Here is a 20,296-nt window from a genome sequence, read left to right as displayed (position 1 = left end):
GGGAGGACGGCCGCGGCAACCTAACGTCACGGTATGGACACCACGGTGGTCACGGCCAACCTCACCATGTTGCGGGTCAACGGCTGGCAGGTCTACCTCTGGCGCGACGGCGACTCGGTCACTCTCATCGACACCGGGGCGCCGGGGTCAGCGGCCGAGATCCTGTCGGCGGCGCCTGGCATCGACCGTATCGTGATCACCCACGGGCATGTCGACCACGTCGGGTCGGCCTCCGACCTTCGCGAGCGGACCGGCGCCCCCGTGTATGCAGGCGCGGGTGATGCGGCGGCCATCCGAGGCGAGGCAGTCCTGGCGCCGCCGATCTTCGAGGACTGGGAAATCCCGATCTACGAGCGGGTTTCGGCAGGCCTGCCCGCCGAAGCCCCACCGGTCGAAGTGGAGCGCGAACTGCGCGACGGTGACGTGCTCGACTTCGGCGGCGGCGCCGAAATCCTGTCGGTACCCGGCCACACCGAAGGCAGCATTGCGGTACACCTGCCCCGGCACAAGGTGCTGTTCACCGGCGACGCGATCGCCAACGTCGGCAACGTCATGCTCGGCACGTTCAATCAGGACCGTGCGCGTGCGGTCGCGTCGTTTCACCGGATGGCCCGCCTCGACGTCGAAACCGCATGCTTCGGTCACGGCGAACCGATCCCATCGGGCGCAGCGACTCGCCTGCTCGACACCGCCGCCGGCTTGTGAACACTGCAGAGGGTGTCGAGCCGATCTGACCAATCCGGTGACCGCGTTGAACACATACCGTTAATGTGTTCAAATGCGTACGCAGCCGCGGCCGGTGTCCCCCACCCTGCTGGCAGCCACCACCGCGACACTGCGGCGGTTGGGGCCGCGACAATTCAGTCTGACCGCCGTCGCTGAGGCGGCCGGCGTCTCCCGCGGTACCGTTCACAATGCTCTAGGTAGTCGCGAGCATGCGATCAAGACCGCACTCGACCACCTCGCGTCGGGGTTCATCGAGACCATCTCGGCCGAAGTCGACAAGCAGGAGACACTCGCGGGTCAGGTCGCGGCGGCGGCGGTCGTCATCTGCGCTCATCGGGCGCAGTCCGATTCTGTGACCCCCCGCGGTATCAACGAGAGCATTCTCGTTCTGCTGCTGCGCAACATCGGTGACGACCTGATGGCACGGTCGGTGGACCAGTGGAAGCCGCGGGTACGACGGGCGCAGCAGCGCGGAGAAGTCGACGCCGGGGTCGATCCCGGCCGGGCAAGCGAATGGATTGTGCGAATGTTGTTGAGTTTCGAGCTGTTACCCCCGATAGGTGTCAACCTGAACAGTCCGCGCGCGGTGCGGCGGTTCGTGTCCGACTACATCGTCGCCGGCCTGACCGGAGGTCACCACCATGGCTGAACCCACCTATGAAGTGGCGATCATCGGTGCGGGTCCCGGCGGGATCGCCGCGGCACATCTGCTGCGTCAGAGGAACATCGCCGACTTCGTGATCCTCGAACGCGACACCGACTTCGGCGGAACATGGCGCGACAACCACTATCCCGGGTTGGCCGTCGACATCCCCACGCTGTGGTATCAGCTGTCGTTCGCGCCGAACCCAAACTGGACGCGACTGTTCGCGCCAGGGCCCGAGCTCTATCAGTATCTGCGCGACACCGCGCGCCGACTCGGGCTGTACCCTCACCTGCAGCCGAATTCCGAGGTCGTCCGCCAGGAGTGGGACGATCAGGCGGCTATGTGGCGGTTGCACATTCGCGACAAGCCGACCGTGACCGCGCGGTTTTTGATCAGTTCTGTCGGCGGCTATGTGAACGCCAAGAGCGCAATTGACATCGACGGGGTCGAGGACTTCGGCGGCACGATCCTGCGCCCGAATGCGTGGGACGACGACTACGACACGCGCGGCAAGCGCGTCGCGGTCATCGGCACCGGCTCGAGCGGCGTCCAGATCGCAGCGGCATTATCGGAACAAGCCGGCCGCCTCGACGTGTACCAACGAACGCCTGCATGGGTGCTGCCGAAAGTCGACTTCGACATCCCCCCGTTGATGCGCAAAGCGTTGCGGCTACCTGGGGTGTACCCAGCGGTCAATGTTGCCGGTCGGCTCGCCATGGACCTGTTCATGATCGCGCCCATCGTGCACCTGTTCTCGAGGCTGCCCGACAGGCTGCTGGTCCGTGCCATGCCGCTGTACGACGCCTATTGCCGGGCGCTGTACCGGCTGCTGTTGAGGGTCACCGTCGCCGACCCCGCGACCCGCAGGGCGCTGGTGCCGCGCTACGGAATCCTGGCTAAACGCCCGGTGATCTCCAGCAGTTTCCTTCCCGCGTTGAACAATCCCAACACCAGCCTGATCACCACACCCATCGAGCGGATTACACCGACGGGCATCCGCACGACCGATGGTGTCGAACGCGCCGTCGACCTGATCGTGGCGGCCACCGGCTACGAACTGTGGACTGATCCCGAAACATACCGGCCCGCAACAGTTGTCGGCGCGCACGGCTTCGACCTGGCCGAGTACTACCGTGCCCACGGTCTGCAGAGCTACGCCGGCACCGCGCACCCGCGACTGCCGAACCGCTGGGAGATCGTCGGACCGCTCGGATTCGTCGGACTCGCGTGGCCCGACTTCGTCGAGACGATGGCCGCGCACGCGGTGCGCGTCATCGACGAAGCGCGCCGGCGCGGCACCGGTGTCGTGGCGGTGAGCCAGTCGGCGTTCAACCGGTGGAACGACCGCATGCGGCGCCACGGCAGGGTTGCCCACCTGTACTTCACCGCGTGCAACCCCGGACTGAGCACGTACTTCGTGAACTCGCAGCGCGACACCGTTTATCACCGCCCCCAAACCATCACGGGATCAAGGCGATTCGCGAAACGTTCCGCGTTGGCCGACTATGACTTCTCGCGTCGTCCCGCCGTTGACATCACCCGACTACCTCAGGAGCTTCCGGCATGACGAACCCCGAAACCCCGCTGGCGGGCAAGGTCGCCTACGTGACCGGTGCCGCGCGCGGGCAGGGCCGCTCGCATTGCGTCCGACTGGCCCGTGCGGGTGCTGACATCGTCGCGATCGACGCCTGCGCACCCGTCGCCGAACACAACGGCTATCCGCCGGCGACGCCGGAGGACCTCGCCGAAACGGTCAGCCTGGTGGAGGGTGAGGGTCGCAAGATCGTCGCCGACCGGGTCGATGTGCGCGACGCCGCCGGTCAGCAGCGCGTCATCGCCGATGCGATCGAACAGTTCGGGCGGCTCGACATTGTCGTCGCCAATGCCGGAGTCATGAACTGGGGTCGACTGTGGGAGATCTCGGCCCAACAGTGGCAGGAAGTCCTCGACGTCAACCTGACCGGTGTGTGGAACACGATCAAGGCGGTCGTGCCGCCGATGATCGAGGCAGGCAATGGCGGGTCGATCATCAACATCAGCTCGGCGGCGGGAATCAAGGCCGTCCCGGGCTGCGGACACTACTGCGCCAGCAAGTTCGGTGTCGTCGCACTGACCAATTCGCTGGCCGTCGAGCTCGGCGAATTCGGCATCCGGGTCAACTCGGTGCATCCGTACGGCACCGACACCCCAATGGGCAACGACACGTCGATGTGGCAGATGTTCGCCGACCACCAGACCTACATCCACAGCTTCTCGCCCGGCGCGCTGCCGACCGAATCGCTGGCCGACCCCAACCTCATCTCCGACATCGTGGTCTGGCTGGCCGGCGAGGGGTCGTCCCTGGTGACCGCGGCGCAGATCCCCGCCGACAAGGGCTACCTCAAGATCTAGACCTAACCCGCCGAACGTTCCGTACCGCTCGACATTTCTGCGAACTGTCGAGCGGTACGGAACGTTCGCGCCCACGGGATTAGAGGCGGGACTGCTCCTTGATCGCGGTGTCGGTGGTGCGCAGCGGACGGATCAGGCCGTCTTGGGCGAACGACGCGATCAGCTCACCCGCCTCGGTGTGCACCGCGCCGCGCACATACGACATGCCCGCGCCGACCTGAGTGCTCTCGTGGGTGTAGAGGATCCAGCCATCCCAACGCACCGGCTCATGGAAGCTGACCGACACCGTCATCGGCGCCGTCGACACGGTCAGGTGCGCCTGCGCGGTGCCGATGCCCTCGTGCGCACGCATGGTCGTCGAAATGCCAAGGTGTCCGGTGAAATACGCAATCAACGCCTTGGCCAGGTCGTCGCGCGCCGGGATCGGGTCGTAGTGCAGCCACGCGAACAGTTCCGGGGGCCCGACCTCGTCCGGGCTGTTGACGTCGACCACGTCGACCACGCGTACCTCACGGCCGTCCATCGGCATCTGCGACACGTTGGCTTCGTCGGGGCCCGCGACATCGGGACGCGGCAGGTGATGGCGGATGACATCACTTGTGGGGACGTCGGCCAGCACCGTCACGGTGATGCACCGTTTGCCGTTCTGCTTGGCCGTGACCACAGCGGTGGCAGTGGACCGGCCTTCGCTGACGACGTCGACCTCCAACTCGACCGGCCCGGCGCCGACCATGACCGCCCGTGCGAAGACCGCGTACACCGACCGCACCGACTTGTCCGGAAAACGTTTGGCCGCAGCCACAATGGCTTGTGCGAGCACTTGCGTGCCCTCGACCACCTGTCGCTCGTCCTCGCCAGCGGGTCCCGTCTCGGCCGTAAACGTGTCGTCGCCCGCCGGCTGCACGTCGAACAGGTCAAGCAGGGCTTGTACCGTCCACTGCGCCTGCGCTGAATCTGTTGTCATCCTCAATTGCCCTTACTTGTAAGCGATCACTGTTTCGGCGAACTCTGAAAGTGTGTCCGGCGCCGCGAAATCGGCGAACCAGACGTAAAAACGCTCGACGCCCTGCTCGGACAGGCGCCCGAAGTGGTCGACGAGTTCGGGGGCGTCGCCGCAGACCAGTCCGTCGCCGAGATGACCGAACCGCCGTGTACTGACGTCCGTGACCGTCTGGCGATCCACGCCTCTGCCGACGAATCCGACCATCTGCTGCAGCGAGGCGCGGGCCGAGCCGACCGTCGGCAGCAGGGCCGGCAGCCGGTCGAGTTGATGCGACGGGATGTTCCACCAGTCCGCGTGACTGCGGACGAGCTCCATCATCTTCTTGCCGGTGCCGCCCAGCACCAACGGAATCGGCTGCGCCGGCGCCGGTTGCTGAGCGAGTTCACCGTCGCTCCAGTACTGCTTGAGCAGCGCGAGCGTCGTGCCCAGCCGCGCGACCCGTGCGGCCGCGTCGTCGGCGTCGGGCAGACCGAACCGGGTGAACTCCTGGGGCCATGACCCCGAGCCGAGCCCCAATTCGAAGCGGCCACCGGATGCGGCGGCCAGCGTCACCGCCTGCTTGGCCAGCACCGCGGGGTGGCGGAACGCGTCGCACAGCACAAGGTGCCCGATGCGCAGCCGGTCGGTGTTTGCGGCCACCCACGTCGCGACGGCCATTGCCTCCCAGATGCTTTGGCCACTCGTTCCCGGCGCCTCGAGGTGGTCGATGAAGGCGATGCCGTCGAATCCGCTGGCTTCGGCGACATGCGCGCGCTCCACGATCGCGGGGATGTCCAGCCGCACCTGGGGCAGGAACAGAAACCATTCGGCCATCGCTGCAACACAGTAACCCAGGTTCTGCGGAAGCGGTAACGTCATTACCGACAACCCAGCGATCCGGAAGGGGCCACCCATGGCCAAGTCCAGCGGAGAGTCGTCGGCCGGAGCCACCCGGCAGGCGACGAGCGCCGCGGCAGCGGTGGACCCGGACTCACGCCCCAAGCGCTTCATGAAGTCGGCGTTGGCGATTCTCGGCGAGACGGGCCGCACGGACTTCACGGTGCTCGAGGTGGTCGAGCGGTCCAAGACGTCGCTGCGATCGTTCTATCAGCACTTCTCCACCAAGGACGAGTTGCTGCTCGCGTTGATCGACAAGATCATGTCGGAGTCGACCCGCAGGTGGGCGCAGGACACCGCCGACCTGCCGGCCGCGGCCGCGCTGCGCATATTGATCGACCACATCTGCACACCGGCCGAGTCGACCACGCAGGACAAGGTCAATCGTGGCCTGACCAACTACAACGACCACCTGTCCGAGACGCTGCCACGTGAGTACGCCCGAGTGCTGTCCCCGTTGCACGAACTGATCAAGGAAATCATCAACCGCGGCATCGCCGACGGCTCGTTCCGCGCCGACCTGGACGTCGACGCCAGCTCGGCGCTGATCATGCAGTCGGCGCTCGGGGCGATGCGGCTGCAGGTGCTCGGAGCCGAGCTCACCGGCGTCCCGGTCTCCGCCGACCACATCTACGACTTCTGCTTCGCCGCCCTACGGGCACCCGGCCAACGCATCTGACCTGCGCATTGTTTTGGCTGGTCGGGTGGTGGTAATGTCATTACCAGCAGCGCAGAACCAGACTCTCAGGAGGCGAGATGACCCGCAAGCTTCCCTATCCGGTGTTCGATGCCGACAACCACTTCTACGAGCCCAAAGAGGCGTTGACCAAGTTCCTGCCGGACCACCGCAAGAACGTCATCGACTACATCGAGGTTCGTGGCCGCACCAAGATCATGGTGCGCAACCAAGTCAGCGACTACATCCCGAATCCGACGTTCGAGGTCGTCGCACGGCCGGGCGCGCAGGAGGAGTACTTCCGGCACGGCAGCGGCGGCAAGAGCTTTCGTGAGGTGATGGGCAAGCCCATGAAGGCCATTCCCGCCTTCCGCGAGCCCGCCGCGCGTCTCGAGGTCATGGACGGACTCGGACTCGACTACTCGCTGATGTTCCCGACGTTGGCCAGCCTCGTCGAGGAGCGGATGAAGGACGACCCCGAACTCATTCACGACGTCATCCACGCGCTCAACGAGTGGATGTACGAGACGTGGCAGTTCAACTACGAGGACCGCATTTTCTCCACCCCCGTCATCACGCTGCCGATCGTCGACCGCGCCCTCGAAGAACTCGAGTGGTGCATCGAACGCGGCGCGAAAACCGTTCTGGTGCGCCCGGCGCCGGTGCCCGGTTACCGCGGCAGCCGGTCATTCGGCCTGCCCGAGTTCGATCCTTTCTGGGATGCCTGCGTGAAGGCCGGCATCCCGGTGTCGATGCACGCGTCGGACTCCGGATACGCCGAGTACCTCAACGACTGGGAACCCGCCGACGAGTACCTGCCGTTCAAGCCGACGGCGTTCCGGATGGTCTCGATGGGCAAGCGCCCGATCGAGGACTCGATGGCGGCGCTGGTATGCCACGGCGCCCTGACTCGCAATCCCGATCTGCGCATCCTGTCGATCGAGAACGGGGCGGACTGGGTGCCGTACCTGTTCAAGCAATTCGAGGGCGTGTACAAGAAGATGCCGCAGGAGTTCCCCGAGAACCCGGTCGAGGCGTTCAGGCGCGCCGTGTACGTGGCCCCGTTCTGGGAGGACGACTTCGCCAAGATGGCCGACCTGTGCGGCATCGACCGCGTCATCTTCGGATCCGACTGGCCCCACCCTGAGGGCCTGGCGGAGCCGACGCACCTGATCGACGACCTGCAGGCCCTCGACGAGGAAGGGCAGCGAAAGATTATGGGCGGCAACATGGTCGACCTGTTCAAGGTGCCCAACGAGGTCGTTCACAATCCCGACGTACCTCCGCTCGTCATCCCCGCCTGACCCACTGTCGGCGGCCGGCGCCGTCAAACCCGAAGAGGCTGAACCCGACTCATGACCGACCCCGCGAACCCCGAGGTCCTGCTGTTCGCCTCGACGACGCAGTCCTTCCTGGAGAAGGAAGCATCGCTGAGCCGGTTGCGCGAACTGCACGAGGCAGGCACGTCGTTCGAGGCCGATTGGTGGCGTCGGGCAGCAGAATTGGGCTGGACGAGTCTGCTGGTGCCCGAGAATCTCGGCGGAGGCAATGTCTCCGGCGACGGCGTGCGAGACCTGGCCATGGTCGCCGAACTGGCGGGCAAGACCGTCGCACCGGGACCGTTGCATCCGGTCAGCACGGTACTGGCCGGTCTGGCGGAGGCCCCCGACGGGCACGAGCACATGCTCGAATCGCTGGTGTCCGGCGAAACGGTCGCGTCCTGGGCGGTCTACGAACCGAGTAAGCCATGGTCGCCACTGGAGGCGTCCGTTACCGCCACACCCACCGCGACCGGCTATCGCATCGACGGCGTGAAGGACCGCGTCGAGGCGGCCTCCGACAGCTCGGTCCTGCTCGTGGTGGCGACGTGCGAAGGTGCGCTGCGTCAGTTCCTGGTGCCGACCGATGCACCTGGAGTCCGGATCGAGCTGCAGGCCTCTATCGACATGGTGAAGACCTACGGCCGAGTGCATTTCGACGGTGTCGAGGTCGACCGCAGCGCCGCAGTCGGCTCGCCGGAGCAGACCGAGGCGTTGATCGCCCGGCAGAGTCAGGTCGCGATGATCCTGCAGTGCGCCGAGGTCGTCGGCATTCTCCGAACGGTGCTGGACTTCACCATCCAGTGGGGTTTCGACCGGCACTCGTTCGGCCGACCGCTGGGTTCCTATCAGGCGCTCAAACACAAGTACGCCGACCTGAAGATCTGGTTCGAGGCGTGCCGCGCGACGACGAACGCCGCGGTCGCCGAGGTCGCCTCGCGCTCCCCCGGTGCCGACATCGCAGTCAGCGTCGCGAAATCGTATCTGGGCGAACACGCCCCAGGCATGCTGCAGGACTGCGTTCAGCTGCACGGCGGCATCGGTGTGACATGGGAGCACGATCTGCACCTGTTCCTGCGGCGGGTAACGCTGTACCGCTCGATGTTCGGCACGCCCGAGGAGCACAACCTTCGCGTCTACGCGCTCAACAAGGAGCTGGAGCTGATCCCATGACCGACACGGCATCGGCACCGCCACAGACAACCGAGTCGGTCGAGGAATTCGCCGCCCGCGCCAGAGCCTGGCTGGCGGAGAACATGCCGCCGATCGACCCGAGTAATCCGCCCGAGCACGACCGCGGCGAGGAACAACCGTGGCTACGGGCCCGTGAACTGCAGAAGAAGCTGTACGACGGCGGATTCGCCGGCATCTGCTTTCCCCGCGAGTACGGCGGCCTCGGCCTGCCGTTCGCCTATCAGAAGGCGTTCGACAACGAATCGCGTTGCTACGAACTGCCGATCATCCTGAACACCCCGACGTTCACGATCTGCGCCGCGACCATCTTGGACACCGGCTCCGAGGAGCAGAAGCAGAAGCACATCTCCGCGGCACTGCGCGGCGAGGAAGTGCTTGTGCAGCTGCTGTCCGAGCCCAGCGGCGGATCGGATCTCGCGGGGGTCATCACCCGCGCCGACCGCAAGGGCGACAAGTGGGTGATCAACGGCGCGAAGACATGGAGTACAAGCGCTTTCGCCGCCGACTACGGTTTGATGCTGGCCCGAACCAACTGGGATGTGCCCAAGCACGAGGGCCTGACCATGTTCCTGGTGCCCATCAACAGTCCGGGAATCACACTGCGACGCATCAAGCAAGTGAACGGCTCGGTGGAGTTCTGCGAGGAGTTCTTCGACGACCTCGTGCTCGATGACGACGCCGTCGTCGGCGAGGTCAACGGCGGCTGGCACGTCGCCTCGCGTCAGCTCTACCACGAGCGACGCGCCGTAGGTGGCGGATCAGAGTTCGCCAGCGGCGTTGGCGCCGAAGGCAAGTCCGACGTGCCCATCGACTACGCCGCGCTGCTTGAGGCAACCGGACAAGCCCACAGTGAACGGGCGCAGGAGATGGCAGGCCGCGCATTGGTGCACCGAGCCGTCCGCGAACAACTCATCGACCACGTCTATCACGGTGTGCTCGACGGCTCGCTGCCCCCGGCGGCGGGCTCGATCATCCGCATCACGCACGCCGAGATCCACCATCTCGAATTCGACACCGTGCTGGCGCTTTCCGCGAGTTCGGGTGTCGTCGACGTCGGCGACGGCATGATCCGCTACGGCGATCGGTACCTGTCGCGGCAGACCGCTGCCCTGGGCGGTGGCACCACCGAGATAGCCCGCAACATCATCGGCGAACGCGTGCTGGGCTTTCCGCGCGAACCGGCGGCCGACCGTGGCGTGCCGTTCAATCAGGTCAAGCGCAACAAGCAGTAGGCGCGTCAGAACAGCGTGGGCTGGGCGGCCGCGGCGACGGGCGCCTGGCGCGACTCGGCGGCGCGAAACGACCGGCGGTCCGGCGCGAGACCGTACTTCGCGACCAACGGCGCGGCCCTGTCGTGCAGCATCTTGCGGTAGTCCGACGGCAGATAGGCTCCGCGCCGGTACAACTCGCGATACGGGCCGACCAACTCAGGGTGCGAGCGTGCCAGCCATGCCATGAACCAGCCTCGCGTGGTACCCCGTAGGTGTAAGCCAAATACCGTCACGCTGGTCGCGCCCGCAGCGGCGATCTGCGACAACAGCATGTCGAGGTGTCCGACGGAGTCGGTCAAGTGCGGCAGGACGGGCGCCACCATCACGTGGCAGTCCAAGCCCGCATCAGTGATCGCCGAAATCAATCCGAGCCGCGCCTGCGGTGTCGGCGTTCCCGGTTCGACGTCCTTGTGCAGTTCGGGGTCGCCGACCGCCAACGACACCGCAACGCTGACGTCCACGTGGCGCGCGGCGTCGGTGATCAGAGGCAGGTCGCGGCGCAGCAGCGTGCCCTTGGTGAGGATCGAGAACGGCGTGCCGGAGTCGGCCAACGCCCCGATGATGCCCGGCATCAGCGCATATCGGCCCTCGGCACGCTGATATGGATCGGTGTTGGTGCCGAGGGCGACGGTCTCACGCGCCCACGACGGACGGTGCAGTTCGCGCCGCAGCACGTCGGCGACATTCGTCTTGACGACAACCTGGGTGTCGAAATCGGTGCCGCAGTCCAGATCCAGATATTCATGGGTGGGCCGGGCGAAGCAGTACCGACAGGCGTGCGAGCACCCGCGGTAGCCGTTGACGGTGAAGCGGAACGGGAGCATCGCCGCATTGGGCACTTTGTTGAGCGCTGATTTGCACAGAATCTCGTGAAAAGTCATGCCCTCGAACTGCGGCGAGCGGACACTACGCACGAACCCGATTCGCTGCAGACCCGGCAATGCGCCGTCGTCGACGCTGACGCCCTGGTCCTCCCACCGCACCGTTCAATTCGAACCTATGTTCGATCACATGTCAAGGCGACGCCGCCCGCGGCATGCGATTAACTGTCGCCGTGACGGAACTTCTGTTCTCCTACGGCACTCTGCGTCAACGCGATGTCCAGGTGAGTACGTTCGGCCGCGAACTCGACGGGCGACCGGACGCCATCGTCGGCTACGACGTGCACTACGTGACGATCACCGACCCGAAGGTGATCGCCACCAGCGGCAGCGACCGCCATCCGATCCTCAAGCCGTCGGACCGTGCCGGCGCGGCTGTCGAGGGCACGGTGTTCGAGATCAGCGAGACCGAACTGGCCGCGGCCGACGAGTACGAGGTCGACGACTACCACCGCGTCGCCGTTCCGCTGCGCTCAGGCGACCAGGCGTGGGTCTACGTGTTCGCCCGATGAGCGCTTGCGCGAAGAGTGACGACCCCGATGAGCGCTTGCGCGAAGAGTGACAACCCCGATGAGCGCTTGCGCGAAGTGTGAGACCGGACCCGTCGGTCACCACTGACCGAGCTGGCACTGCACGGTGTAGGGACCGTCCTGCTGCACCGCGATCTGACCGTCGATCGTGATCTCGCAGTGCGGATTCGGCGGTGCCTGCATGGCGTGCACGCCGGTGCTGGCGGTCAGAATCGCCCACTGGGGATCCTCGAGCGTGGTCTCGAACACCCACGGCACACCGGGGGCCAGGTTCACCGACTCCTTCTTCAGGTAGGAGTACGCGTCGGCGTTGTAGGCCTCTTTGCTTGCGGGCTGCGCGGTCAGATAGTTGAGGTTGTAATCCGCAGCGCCTGCCGAGATGAGCGTGTACCGAACCACATGACCGGCCGGTTGGGCCTCCGCTGTCGCATGGCTCACCGCAACTGACGCTGCCGCCACCATGAACGCCGCCCCGACCCTGGCTGAAGCATTTCGCATGTCCGTCACATCGCCGCACCGTACCGGATCGTTACACGCTGCGGCATCCCTGCGCCGGATGCGTACGTGTCTGCACGCGCGGATGTTCGGGCGGTTTGCGCACGCTCGCCGAGCACGAGATGGCACGCTTCAGGCGTGGACACACCCCCCGCACCTCAGGTGCTGACCGATACCGGCGGACTCGTCGTCACCGACGACGGCCGCAGGGTCAACATCTTCGACCGCCGCACGGGCGGGCTGGCAGTGACCGCCTTCGTGCTCGGCGTGTTGACGCTCGCCGTCGGCGGCTTCGGCGTCGTCGCGCTCCTCACAGCCACGCCGTCAGCAGCGGTCGGCGCCGTCTTCCTGGCCGCAGGGGTGGTTTTAGCGGTCCTGCTTCTCGTGGTGTTCCGAAAGTTTCGTCAGCGCCGCAGCCAGCCACTGCACACGTGCCGGTCGGTGGCGGTGCTCGACCGCAAGCTCAACCTGTTCAGTTACGGTGGCGGCGCCATCATCCAGCTGGACCAGGTGCAGTTCGCACGGAGATTCCAGATCGGTTCGAGCTCACCGAAATTGGTAGCGGTAACGCCGGGTGGCACCAAAGTGCTCAAGCGCGGCAACCCGTTCGACGGTGGCGTGGGCAACGCCGACGACGTGCTGAACGCTGCGACTCGCCCATCGCAGCCATGACCGACACCGAGGCGTAGTGCTCCTCGAGCGCGATCAACGACATGGAACTACGGTAGTGACGCGAAGGACCGTTGATGTCCAGGATCGCGCGGCGTGGCGCGTGCAGACACGGTCGCTCGCGGGATCCAACGGAGAAGTCAGCCGCGGCCGAGGCGGGTGAGTATTTCGGCCAGCACGTCGTCGACGGACACGTCGACCTGCTCGCCCGTCGCGAGGTCCTTCACCCCGACAGTGCCTGCGTCGATGTCGCGGTCCCCTGCCACCAACGCGATCTTCGCTCCGGAGCGATCGGCCGCGCGCATCGCTCCCTTCATCCCGCGGTCGCCGTAGGCCAGGTCGACGCGCACACCGGCCGCCCGCAGCCGCGCGGCCAGCACCGCGAGCGTCGTCTTCGCCGGGTCGCCGAGCGGCACCCCGAAGACGTCGACGCGTGTGGCCCCACCGACGGTCTTGCCCTCGGCGGCCAGCGCCAGCAGGGTCCGGTCGACGCCGAGCCCGAACCCGATGCCGGACAAGTCTTTTCCGCCGAGCTGACGCATCAGCCCGTCGTAACGACCCCCACCACCGATGCCGGATTGCGCACCGAGACCGTCGTGGACGAACTCGAAGGTGGTCTTGGTGTAGTAGTCCAGCCCGCGGACCATCCGCGGATTGACGACGTAGCGCACGCCGAGCGCGTCGAGATGCGCGAGCACCGTGTCGAAGTGCTGCTTGGCGACGTCGGAGAGGTGATCCAGCATCACGGGTGCGTCGGCGGTCATCTCCCGCACAGCGGGACGCTTGTCGTCGAGCACCCGAAGCGGATTGATCTCCGCGCGCCGTCGCGTGTCCTCATCGAGGTCGAGCTTGAACAGGAAGTCCTGCAACAACTCTCGATACTGCGGGCGGCAGGTGTCGTCGCCCAGTGACGTGATCTCCAGCCGGAACCCGTCGAGTCCCAGCGAGCGGAAACCCGCTTCGGCGACGGCGATCACCTCGGCATCCAACGCAGGATCGTCCACGCCGATGGCCTCCACGCCCACCTGCTGCAGTTGGCGGTAGCGCCCCGCCTGCGGACGTTCATAGCGGAAAAACGGTCCGGCATAGCAGAGCTTGACCGGCAGCGGCCCGCGATCCAGACCGTGCTCGATCACCGCGCGCATCACCCCGGCGGTGCCTTCCGGGCGCAACGTCACCGACCGGTCGCCGCGGTCGGCGAAGGTGTACATCTCCTTGGACACCACGTCGGTCGATTCGCCCACGCCGCGAGCGAACAGCGCGGTGTCTTCGAAGATCGGCAGCTCGATATCGCCGTATCCGGCGCGCCGGGCCGCGGCGAGCAGACCGTCGCGAACCCCGACGAACTGCGCCGAGTCGGGCGGCAGGTAATCGGGGACGCCTTTGGGCGCCTGAAAGTCAGTCACTTGCTCAAGCCTTCGAGGAATGGGTTGGTCCGACGTTCGAAGCCGATCGTGGTCTTCTCGCCGTGTCCCGGTAGTACCACGGTGTCGTCGTCGAGCACCAACAGTTTGTCGACGATCGAGCCCAACAGATCGCGTCCGCTGCCGCCGGGCAGGTCCGTCCGGCCCACCGACTGGCGGAACAGCGTGTCGCCGGTGAACGCCACCGATCCCGGTCCCGAGCCGATGGCCGAATCGACCCGGAAGACTACCGACCCGCGGGTGTGGCCCGGTGTGTGGTCGACGGTCACCGTCACGCCGCCGAGATCGATCTTGTCGCCGTCGCGGTCCAGTTCGACGACCTGCTTGGGTTCGCGGAACAGCACGCCGAACGCGAGCTGCGCCAGGCGCGGCCCGAAGTCCTTGATGGGATCGGTCAGCATGAACCGGTCCTCCGGATGGATGTAGGCCGGGCACCCGTAGGTATCCGCCACCTTCTGCGCCGACCAGATGTGGTCGATGTGTCCGTGTGTCAGCAGCACCGCGGACGGGGTGAGGCGGTGCTCGTCGAGAATCTTGCGTAGCGGGCCCATCGCACGTTGGCCGGGATCGACGACGATGGCGTCCGAGCCGGCCGCCGGAGCGAGCACGTAGCAGTTGCACGCCAACATGCCTGCCGGGAAACCGGTGATGAACACGGCGTCCAGTTTCCCATCCCGTGCGGGAGCGGGTCGCAGCGCCCGCTCTCAGCAAGGCCTGGCACACTCGTTGCCGACCGATCACCCCCACGAGGAGGACACCGGCGGTGCCGACCAACGAACAACGGCGTGCGACGGCCAAGCGCAAACTCGAACGGCAGCTCGAGCGCCGTGCGGAAAGGGCGCGTAAGCGGCGTATCTACACGATCGTCGGCTCCGTTGCAGCGGCGCTCATCGTCATCGGCGCCGTGGTGGCGACGTTCGTCCTCACCAACCGCGACTCAGACGGTCAGACCGCGTCGGCCTCGACCACGACATCCGCGCCGGCTGCCCCAGGAGAACCGGGTCAACTGCCTCCGTTCGCGGCGCCCGCGGGGCTCGGCGAGAACTGCCAGTATCCGAAGGCGGCCGAGGCGAGCAAGCCAAACAACCCGCCGCGCGCCGGAAAGGTTCCGACCGAGCCCGCCCAGGTCAGCGCCAGCATGGAGACCACGCAGGGCGATATCGGGCTGATGCTCGACAACGCCAAGGCGCCGTGCACCGTCAACAGCTTCGCCAGCCTGGCCCAGCAGGGTTACTTCAACGACACCCCGTGCCACCGACTCACCACCACGCCCGGTCTGTCGGTGCTGCAGTGCGGCGACCCGACCGGAGAGGGCACGGGCGGGCCCGGCTACGAGTTCGCCAACGAGTACCCCACCAACCAGTTCCAGCCCGACGATCCCCGGCTGAACGAGCCGGTGCTCTACCCGCGCGGCACGCTGGCGATGGCCAACGCCGGTCCGAACACCAATGGCAGCCAGTTCTTCCTGGTGTACAAGGACTCGCAACTGCCGCCGGGGTACACGGTGTTCGGCACGATCGACGAGACCGGGCTGGCCACGCTGGACAAGATCGGCGGCGCCGGAGTGGCCGGCGGCGCCGGGGACGGCAAGCCGGCGACCGACGTCAAGATCAACTCGGTTCTCCTGGACTGAGTGACCGCGCCGAGCGGCATGGAGAACTACAGTCTTGCTGTGCTCTCGCAAGGTTCCCCATGAGCGAGATGCCGCACCCGGGCTATCCCGGTGCTCCGCCGGGGCCAGCGCGAAGGTCAACCTTTGTGCCCTTTCTGGTGCTGGGTGTGCTGGTCGTGCTGATCGCCGCGTACGTGCTGCTCGCTGTTGCGACCAGAACACAGTGGATGGGCACCGCCCCGCAGGACGGCACCGAGGTCACGTTCACAGCGCGGGCGATGGACGGTTCGTCCCCGTCCCCTGATGCGCTGTCGCGGGGCCGCGAAATGGTTGCCGCGCGCGCAGACGAACTAGGGCTCTCGGGTGTGCAAGTCGTCGTCGATGGCGACACCCTGACCGTCGCCGCACCCGGCGACGGCGCCGCGATCAGCCAGATCGGTCAGGTCGGACAGCTGTATATCCGTCCGGTGATCAACGCGATTCCCGCTGAGTCCGGGTCGACGAGTCCTTCGAGCCCGCGGCCGCCGGCCCCGGACCTGGTGGCGCGCATCGCCAATGAGAGGCAGTTGCGACAGAGCACCGACCAGCAGATACAGCTGTTGGCATTGCAGTTCCAAGCGAGCCGCTGCACCGACAACGATGATCTGGCGGGACAGGACGACCCGCAATTGCCGCTGGTCACCTGTTCGCAGGACAACACTCAGGTGTATCTCCTCGACAAAGCGATCATGAGCGGCGAGCACATAGAGAATGCCGATTGGGAAGACAGTGAGCAGCGAGGCGAGCCCGTCGTCGACCTTGAATTCACTGGTGAGGGCACCAAGACCTGGGGTGAGTTCACCGCAGCCAATGTCGGCGACCAGACGGCGTTCGTGGTGGATACGAAGGTGATCAGCGCTCCGGTGATCATGGAGGCCATTCCGGGCGGTCGCTTGCAGATCACCGGTCGGTTCGAACCCGCCGACGCCAAGGCGCTCGCGAGCGTCTTGGGTCACGACCCCTTGCCACTTCTATTGACGTTCGAGGCTTCGACGCCGAAAACTGTCGCAGGACAACCGGCTTCGACAGTTGTACGCATCGGGCTGCTGGCCGGCGGCGCCGTGCTGGTATTGGGCATCGTCGGTTCCGTTGTGTACCTGGCGCGCGGCGCGGGCAACCGCGGCGCTGCCCCCGAGGCCTTCTGATGACTATTCCGCCTCCGCCGTACGGGGGGTACCCGCCAACGTTGTACGGCGCGTACCCGGGTGGCTATCCGCACCCGAAACCGACCAATGCGCTGGCCATCGCGGCCCTGGTGTGCGCCTTCGTAATCGCGCCGCTCGGCATCCTGTTCGGGCACATCTCGCTGTCGCAGATCAAGAAGACCGGCGAGGAGGGCCGCGGTCTGGCGATCGCCGGACTGATCGTCGGTTACGTGCTCACAGCGCTGACGATCCTCGTGGTCGTGCTGAGCGTCCTGTTCATCGTCGCCGTCGGCCGCAGCCTCGAGTCGTTCGACGGGACGCCGGGCCAACCCGGTTCGCCGGGGAGGTCGTCATCGGCGCCCGCGAACCTGCCGCCGTTCGACCCGCCACCGACCCTCGGCTCCAACTGCCAGTACCCGCTGACCATCGAACCGCCGAGCAAGCCCGTCAAGCCGCCGCGCGCGGGCCGGGTGCCCACCAACCCGGCGATCGTCAGCGCGAGCATGACGACCACTGTCGGCAACATCGGGATGCAGTTGGACAACGGCCGGGCGCCGTGCACGGTGAACAACTTCGCCAGCCTGGCTCAGCAGGGGTACTTCGACGACACGACCTGTCACCGGATGCACGCCGCACCGAGGACGAACGTCCTGTATTGCGGAGATCCGACCGGAACCGGTGACGGCGGACCGGGCTACCGGTTCCCGAACGAGTACCCCACCAACCAGTTCCGGCTCACCGATCCCGCGCTGCAGGCACCGGTGCTGTACCCGCGAGGCACGCTGGCGATGGCCAACGTCGGGCCGGGAACCAACGGCAGCCAGTTCTTCATGGTGATCGAGGACTCGGTGATGCCGCCCAAGTTCACGGTGTTCGGCACGATCGACGCGACCGGAATGGCGGTGCTGGACAAGGTCGCCGCGGCCGGCGTCACCGGCGGAGCCGACGACGGAAAGCCCGCACGGGACGTTACGATCGAGTCGGTGCGGCTCGACTGACACCCGCACGACGGGTCTACGCCGCGGACGTCACGCGATACACGTCGTAGACGCCTTCGACATTGCGCACCACGTTGAGCACGTGCCCCAGATGCTTGGGGTCACCCATCTCGAAGGTGAAGCGGCTGATGGCCACCCGGTCGTTCGATGTGGTCACCGACGCCGACAGAATGTTGACCTTCTCGTCGGCCAGCACCCGTGTCACGTCGGAGAGCAGCCGGTGTCGGTCCAACGCCTCCACCTGAATCGCGACCAGGAACACCGACGACGGCGAGGGCGCCCACTTCACGTCGATGATGCGCTCCGACTGTTGTTGCAGCGACGTGGCATTCGTGCAGTCGGTGCGGTGCACACTGACGCCGCCGCCGCGGGTGACGAAGCCCATGATGTTGTCGCCCGGCACCGGCGTGCAACACTTCGCGAGCTTGCTCAGCACGCCCGGCGCCCCGGGAACCGAGACGCCGACGTCGTCGGTGGTGCGCTGACGCACCGGCATGGTCGCCGGGGTGGACCGCTCGGCGAGTTCGTCAGCGGCGTCCTCGTCGCCACCCAACTGGGCCACCAACCGCTGCACCACGTGGCGCGCGGAGACGTGGCCCTCCCCCACCGCCGTGTAAAGCGCCGACACGTCGGCGTAGCGCAACTCGCGCGCCAGCGCCGCCATCTGCTCGGCATTCATCAACCGCTGCAACGGAAGTCCGCCGCGGCGCACCTCACGGGCGATCGCATCTTTGCCGGACTCGAGCGCCTCCTCGCGGCGCTCCTTAGCGAACCACTGCCGGATCTTGGCCTTCGCGCGCGGCGACACCACAAAGGTCTGCCAGTCGCGCGACGGCCCGGCGGTCTGCGCCTTGGACGTGAAAACCTCGACCTGGTCGCCGTTTTCGAGTTTGCGTTCCAGGGCGACGAGCCTGCCGTTGACGCGTGCACCGATGCACCGGTGTCCGACCTCGGTGTGCACCGCGTAGGCGAAGTCGATGGGCGTCGAACCGTTGGGCAGCGTGACCACGTCGCCCTTGGGCGTGAACACGAAGATCTCCTGCACCGCAAGGTCGTAGCGCAGCGATTCCAGGAACTCGCCGGGGTCGGCGGCCTCCCGCTGCCAGTCGAGCAGTTGGCGCATCCACGCCATGTCGTCGATTTCGGCGGCGGCGTTGGCGTGCGGAACGCCGTTGCGGCCCTTGGCTTCCTTGTAGCGCCAGTGCGCAGCGATGCCGTACTCGGCGGTCTTGTGCATGTCGCTGGTGCGGATCTGCACTTCCAGCGGCTTGCCTTCGGGACCGACCACGGTGGTGTGCAGCGACTGGTACACCCCGAACCGCGGCTGGGCGATGTAATCCTTGAACCGGCCGGCCATCGGCTGCCACAGCGAGTGCACGACGCCAACGGCGGCATAGCAGTCACGGATCTCGTCACAGAGTATCCGCACGCCGACCAGGTCGTGGATGTCGTCGAAGTCGCGGCCCTTGACGATCATCTTCTGGTAGATCGACCAGTAGTGCTTGGGCCGCCCCTCCACCGTCGCGCTGATCTTCGACGCGGTCAGTGCGGTAGTGATCTCGTCGCGCACCTTGGCCAGGTAGGTGTCACGCGACGGCGCCCGGTCGGCGACCAGTCGCACGATCTCGTCGTACTTCTTCGGGTGCAGGATCGCGAACGCGAGGTCTTCGAGCTCCCACTTGACCGTCGCCATCCCGAGCCGATGGGCAAGCGGCGCAATCACTTCCAGCGTCTCGCGGGCCTTGCGCGCCTGCTTTTCGGGTGCCAGGAACCGCATGGTCCGCATGTTGTGCAGCCGATCGGCGACCTTGATCACCAGCACCCGCGGATCGCGGGCCATCGCGATGATCATCTTGCGGATGGTCTCGCCCTCGGCGGCGGTGCCCAGTGCGACCTTGTCGAGCTTGGTCACCCCGTCGACGAGGTGGGCGACCTCGGTGCCGAACTCCTTGGTCAACTCTTCGAGCGTGTACCCGGTGTCCTCGACGGTGTCGTGCAGCAGCGCGGCGATCAGCGTGATCGTGTCCATGCCGAACTCGGCCAGGATGGTCGCCACTGCCAGCGGGTGGGTGATGTAGGGGTCACCGGAGCGACGCAACTGGTCGGCGTGGCTCTGCTCGGCGACGTCGTACGCGCGCTGCAGCAGCGACAGGTCCGCCTTGGGGTGGAATTCCCGGTGGATCCCGACCAGCGGCTCGAGCACCGGGTTCACAGTGCTGCGCTGCGCGGTCATCCGCCGGGCCAGCCGGGCGCGCACGCGCCGCGAGGCGCTCGTCGACGTCTTCGGTGGCCCCTGCTCGTCGCGCCCGCGCGGGATCTCGAGCGGCTGGGTCTCGGGCTGGTTCAGGGCAGGGGGCGACTGCACGGCTTGTGTCCTGCCGGGATCGTCAGCCATGGCCAC

General features: G+C 66.4%; 20 protein-coding genes. 13 read left to right on the top strand and 7 right to left on the bottom strand.

Features of this window, described 5'->3' with window-relative positions:
* The first annotated feature begins 33 nt into the window (after positions 1-33).
* From N4S67_RS14600 to N4S67_RS14585, 4 genes are all read left to right on the top strand, one after another.
* On the top strand, positions 34-705 hold the full coding sequence (locus N4S67_RS14600) for an MBL fold metallo-hydrolase (RefSeq protein ID WP_260993685.1): 672 nt from the start codon (positions 34-36) through the stop codon (positions 703-705).
* 73 nt (positions 706-778) lie between these two features.
* The gene (locus N4S67_RS14595) at positions 779-1,375 is read left to right on the top strand and encodes a TetR/AcrR family transcriptional regulator (RefSeq protein ID WP_260993684.1); all 597 of its coding nucleotides are present in this window, start codon (positions 779-781) and stop codon (positions 1,373-1,375) included.
* A complete protein-coding gene (locus N4S67_RS14590) occupies positions 1,368-2,939 on the top strand; it encodes a flavin-containing monooxygenase (protein ID WP_260993683.1) in 1,572 nt (523 codons plus the stop codon). Before N4S67_RS14595 ends, N4S67_RS14590 begins: the two co-directional genes overlap by 8 nt.
* Positions 2,936-3,763: a mycofactocin-coupled SDR family oxidoreductase gene (locus N4S67_RS14585; RefSeq protein WP_260993682.1), complete on the top strand. Its 828-nt coding sequence runs from the start codon at positions 2,936-2,938 to the stop codon at positions 3,761-3,763. Before N4S67_RS14590 ends, N4S67_RS14585 begins: the two co-directional genes overlap by 4 nt.
* A gap of 79 nt (positions 3,764-3,842) precedes the next feature.
* On the opposite strand, the gene N4S67_RS14580 is transcribed toward N4S67_RS14585, so the two are convergent.
* Complete coding sequence (locus N4S67_RS14580) at positions 3,843-4,727, bottom strand: acyl-CoA thioesterase (RefSeq protein ID WP_260993681.1); 885 nt, start codon at positions 4,725-4,727, stop codon at positions 3,843-3,845.
* Between the two features lie 12 nt (positions 4,728-4,739).
* Positions 4,740-5,579 (bottom strand): LLM class flavin-dependent oxidoreductase, encoded by an 840-nt coding sequence (locus N4S67_RS14575; RefSeq protein ID WP_260994044.1) that lies wholly within the window; start codon positions 5,577-5,579, stop codon positions 4,740-4,742.
* A gap of 79 nt (positions 5,580-5,658) precedes the next feature.
* On the opposite strand from N4S67_RS14575, the gene N4S67_RS14570 reads away from it, so the two are divergent.
* The 4 genes from N4S67_RS14570 (at position 5,659) to N4S67_RS14555 (ending at position 10,063) form a co-directional block, all read left to right on the top strand.
* Entirely contained in the window at positions 5,659-6,321 is a 663-nt protein-coding gene (locus N4S67_RS14570) for a TetR/AcrR family transcriptional regulator (RefSeq protein WP_260993680.1), read from the top strand.
* A 77-nt stretch (positions 6,322-6,398) separates the two neighbouring features.
* Entirely contained in the window at positions 6,399-7,622 is a 1,224-nt protein-coding gene (locus N4S67_RS14565) for an amidohydrolase family protein (RefSeq protein WP_260993679.1), read from the top strand.
* 51 nt (positions 7,623-7,673) lie between these two features.
* Complete coding sequence (locus N4S67_RS14560; protein WP_260993678.1) at positions 7,674-8,810, top strand: acyl-CoA dehydrogenase family protein; 1,137 nt, start codon at positions 7,674-7,676, stop codon at positions 8,808-8,810.
* Entirely contained in the window at positions 8,807-10,063 is a 1,257-nt protein-coding gene (locus tag N4S67_RS14555; RefSeq protein WP_260993677.1) for an acyl-CoA dehydrogenase family protein, read from the top strand. The genes N4S67_RS14560 and N4S67_RS14555 overlap by 4 nt, the downstream gene beginning before the upstream one ends.
* A gap of 5 nt (positions 10,064-10,068) precedes the next feature.
* Here N4S67_RS14555 and N4S67_RS14550 read toward each other — a convergent pair whose 3' ends face one another.
* Positions 10,069-11,085, bottom strand: coding sequence for an Rv2578c family radical SAM protein (locus tag N4S67_RS14550; RefSeq protein ID WP_260993676.1), 1,017 nt, complete (start codon positions 11,083-11,085; stop codon positions 10,069-10,071).
* A 53-nt stretch (positions 11,086-11,138) separates the two neighbouring features.
* On the opposite strand from N4S67_RS14550, the gene N4S67_RS14545 reads away from it, so the two are divergent.
* On the top strand, positions 11,139-11,495 hold the full coding sequence (locus N4S67_RS14545) for a gamma-glutamylcyclotransferase family protein (RefSeq protein WP_260993675.1): 357 nt from the start codon (positions 11,139-11,141) through the stop codon (positions 11,493-11,495).
* Between the two features lie 96 nt (positions 11,496-11,591).
* On the opposite strand, the gene N4S67_RS14540 is transcribed toward N4S67_RS14545, so the two are convergent.
* Positions 11,592-12,011 (bottom strand): hypothetical protein, encoded by a 420-nt coding sequence (locus N4S67_RS14540; RefSeq protein ID WP_260994043.1) that lies wholly within the window; start codon positions 12,009-12,011, stop codon positions 11,592-11,594.
* Positions 12,012-12,146: 135 nt separating this feature from the next.
* Between N4S67_RS14540 and N4S67_RS14535 the strand changes: the two genes are divergently transcribed.
* Positions 12,147-12,680, top strand: a complete 534-nt coding sequence (locus N4S67_RS14535) for a hypothetical protein (RefSeq protein WP_260993674.1) — start codon at positions 12,147-12,149, stop codon at positions 12,678-12,680.
* A 137-nt stretch (positions 12,681-12,817) separates the two neighbouring features.
* Here the strand turns inward: N4S67_RS14535 and hisS are convergent, their stop codons facing one another.
* Together hisS and N4S67_RS14525 are read right to left on the bottom strand one after the other, a co-directional pair.
* Positions 12,818-14,083 (bottom strand): histidine--tRNA ligase, encoded by a 1,266-nt coding sequence (gene hisS / locus N4S67_RS14530; RefSeq protein ID WP_260993673.1) that lies wholly within the window; start codon positions 14,081-14,083, stop codon positions 12,818-12,820.
* The gene (locus tag N4S67_RS14525; protein ID WP_260993672.1) at positions 14,080-14,757 is read right to left on the bottom strand and encodes an MBL fold metallo-hydrolase; all 678 of its coding nucleotides are present in this window, start codon (positions 14,755-14,757) and stop codon (positions 14,080-14,082) included. The genes hisS and N4S67_RS14525 overlap by 4 nt, the downstream gene beginning before the upstream one ends.
* 107 nt (positions 14,758-14,864) lie before the next feature.
* On the opposite strand from N4S67_RS14525, the gene N4S67_RS14520 reads away from it, so the two are divergent.
* Genes N4S67_RS14520 through N4S67_RS14510 form a run of 3 tightly spaced genes read left to right on the top strand, consistent with a single transcriptional unit; the run spans position 14,865 to position 17,895 of the window.
* Positions 14,865-15,734, top strand: a complete 870-nt coding sequence (locus tag N4S67_RS14520) for a peptidylprolyl isomerase (protein WP_260993671.1) — start codon at positions 14,865-14,867, stop codon at positions 15,732-15,734.
* Between the two features lie 59 nt (positions 15,735-15,793).
* A complete protein-coding gene (locus N4S67_RS14515) occupies positions 15,794-16,897 on the top strand; it encodes a SecDF P1 head subdomain-containing protein (RefSeq protein ID WP_260993670.1) in 1,104 nt (367 codons plus the stop codon).
* Entirely contained in the window at positions 16,897-17,895 is a 999-nt protein-coding gene (locus tag N4S67_RS14510; RefSeq protein WP_260993669.1) for a peptidylprolyl isomerase, read from the top strand. Before N4S67_RS14515 ends, N4S67_RS14510 begins: the two co-directional genes overlap by 1 nt.
* Before the next feature lie 16 nt (positions 17,896-17,911).
* On the opposite strand, the gene N4S67_RS14505 is transcribed toward N4S67_RS14510, so the two are convergent.
* Entirely contained in the window at positions 17,912-20,290 is a 2,379-nt protein-coding gene (locus N4S67_RS14505) for a RelA/SpoT family protein (protein ID WP_260993668.1), read from the bottom strand.
* Between the last annotated feature and the right edge of the window lie 6 nt (positions 20,291-20,296).

The sequence above is a fragment of the Mycobacterium deserti genome, from assembly GCF_025345615.1.
GTDB classification, from domain to species: domain Bacteria; phylum Actinomycetota; class Actinomycetes; order Mycobacteriales; family Mycobacteriaceae; genus Mycobacterium; species Mycobacterium deserti.
This window is presented reverse-complemented; position numbering and strand designations above follow the sequence as displayed.

Excerpts from the sequence above, each read along its gene's own strand:
- N4S67_RS14600 (WP_260993685.1), top strand. The coding sequence starts at position 34 with ATGGACACCACGGTGGTCACGGCCAACCTCACCATGTTGCGGGTCAAC.
- N4S67_RS14595 (WP_260993684.1), top strand. The coding sequence starts at position 779 with ATGCGTACGCAGCCGCGGCCGGTGTCCCCCACCCTGCTGGCAGCCACC.
- N4S67_RS14590 (WP_260993683.1), top strand. The coding sequence starts at position 1,368 with ATGGCTGAACCCACCTATGAAGTGGCGATCATCGGTGCGGGTCCCGGC.
- N4S67_RS14585 (WP_260993682.1), top strand. The coding sequence starts at position 2,936 with ATGACGAACCCCGAAACCCCGCTGGCGGGCAAGGTCGCCTACGTGACC.
- N4S67_RS14580 (WP_260993681.1), bottom strand. The coding sequence starts at position 4,727 with ATGACAACAGATTCAGCGCAGGCGCAGTGGACGGTACAAGCCCTGCTT.
- N4S67_RS14575 (WP_260994044.1), bottom strand. The coding sequence starts at position 5,579 with ATGGCCGAATGGTTTCTGTTCCTGCCCCAGGTGCGGCTGGACATCCCC.
- N4S67_RS14570 (WP_260993680.1), top strand. The coding sequence starts at position 5,659 with ATGGCCAAGTCCAGCGGAGAGTCGTCGGCCGGAGCCACCCGGCAGGCG.
- N4S67_RS14565 (WP_260993679.1), top strand. The coding sequence starts at position 6,399 with ATGACCCGCAAGCTTCCCTATCCGGTGTTCGATGCCGACAACCACTTC.
- N4S67_RS14560 (WP_260993678.1), top strand. The coding sequence starts at position 7,674 with ATGACCGACCCCGCGAACCCCGAGGTCCTGCTGTTCGCCTCGACGACG.
- N4S67_RS14555 (WP_260993677.1), top strand. The coding sequence starts at position 8,807 with ATGACCGACACGGCATCGGCACCGCCACAGACAACCGAGTCGGTCGAG.
- N4S67_RS14545 (WP_260993675.1), top strand. The coding sequence starts at position 11,139 with ATGCGATTAACTGTCGCCGTGACGGAACTTCTGTTCTCCTACGGCACT.
- N4S67_RS14540 (WP_260994043.1), bottom strand. The coding sequence starts at position 12,011 with ATGCGAAATGCTTCAGCCAGGGTCGGGGCGGCGTTCATGGTGGCGGCA.
- N4S67_RS14515 (WP_260993670.1), top strand. The coding sequence starts at position 15,794 with ATGAGCGAGATGCCGCACCCGGGCTATCCCGGTGCTCCGCCGGGGCCA.
- N4S67_RS14510 (WP_260993669.1), top strand. The coding sequence starts at position 16,897 with ATGACTATTCCGCCTCCGCCGTACGGGGGGTACCCGCCAACGTTGTAC.
- N4S67_RS14505 (WP_260993668.1), bottom strand. The coding sequence starts at position 20,290 with ATGGCTGACGATCCCGGCAGGACACAAGCCGTGCAGTCGCCCCCTGCC.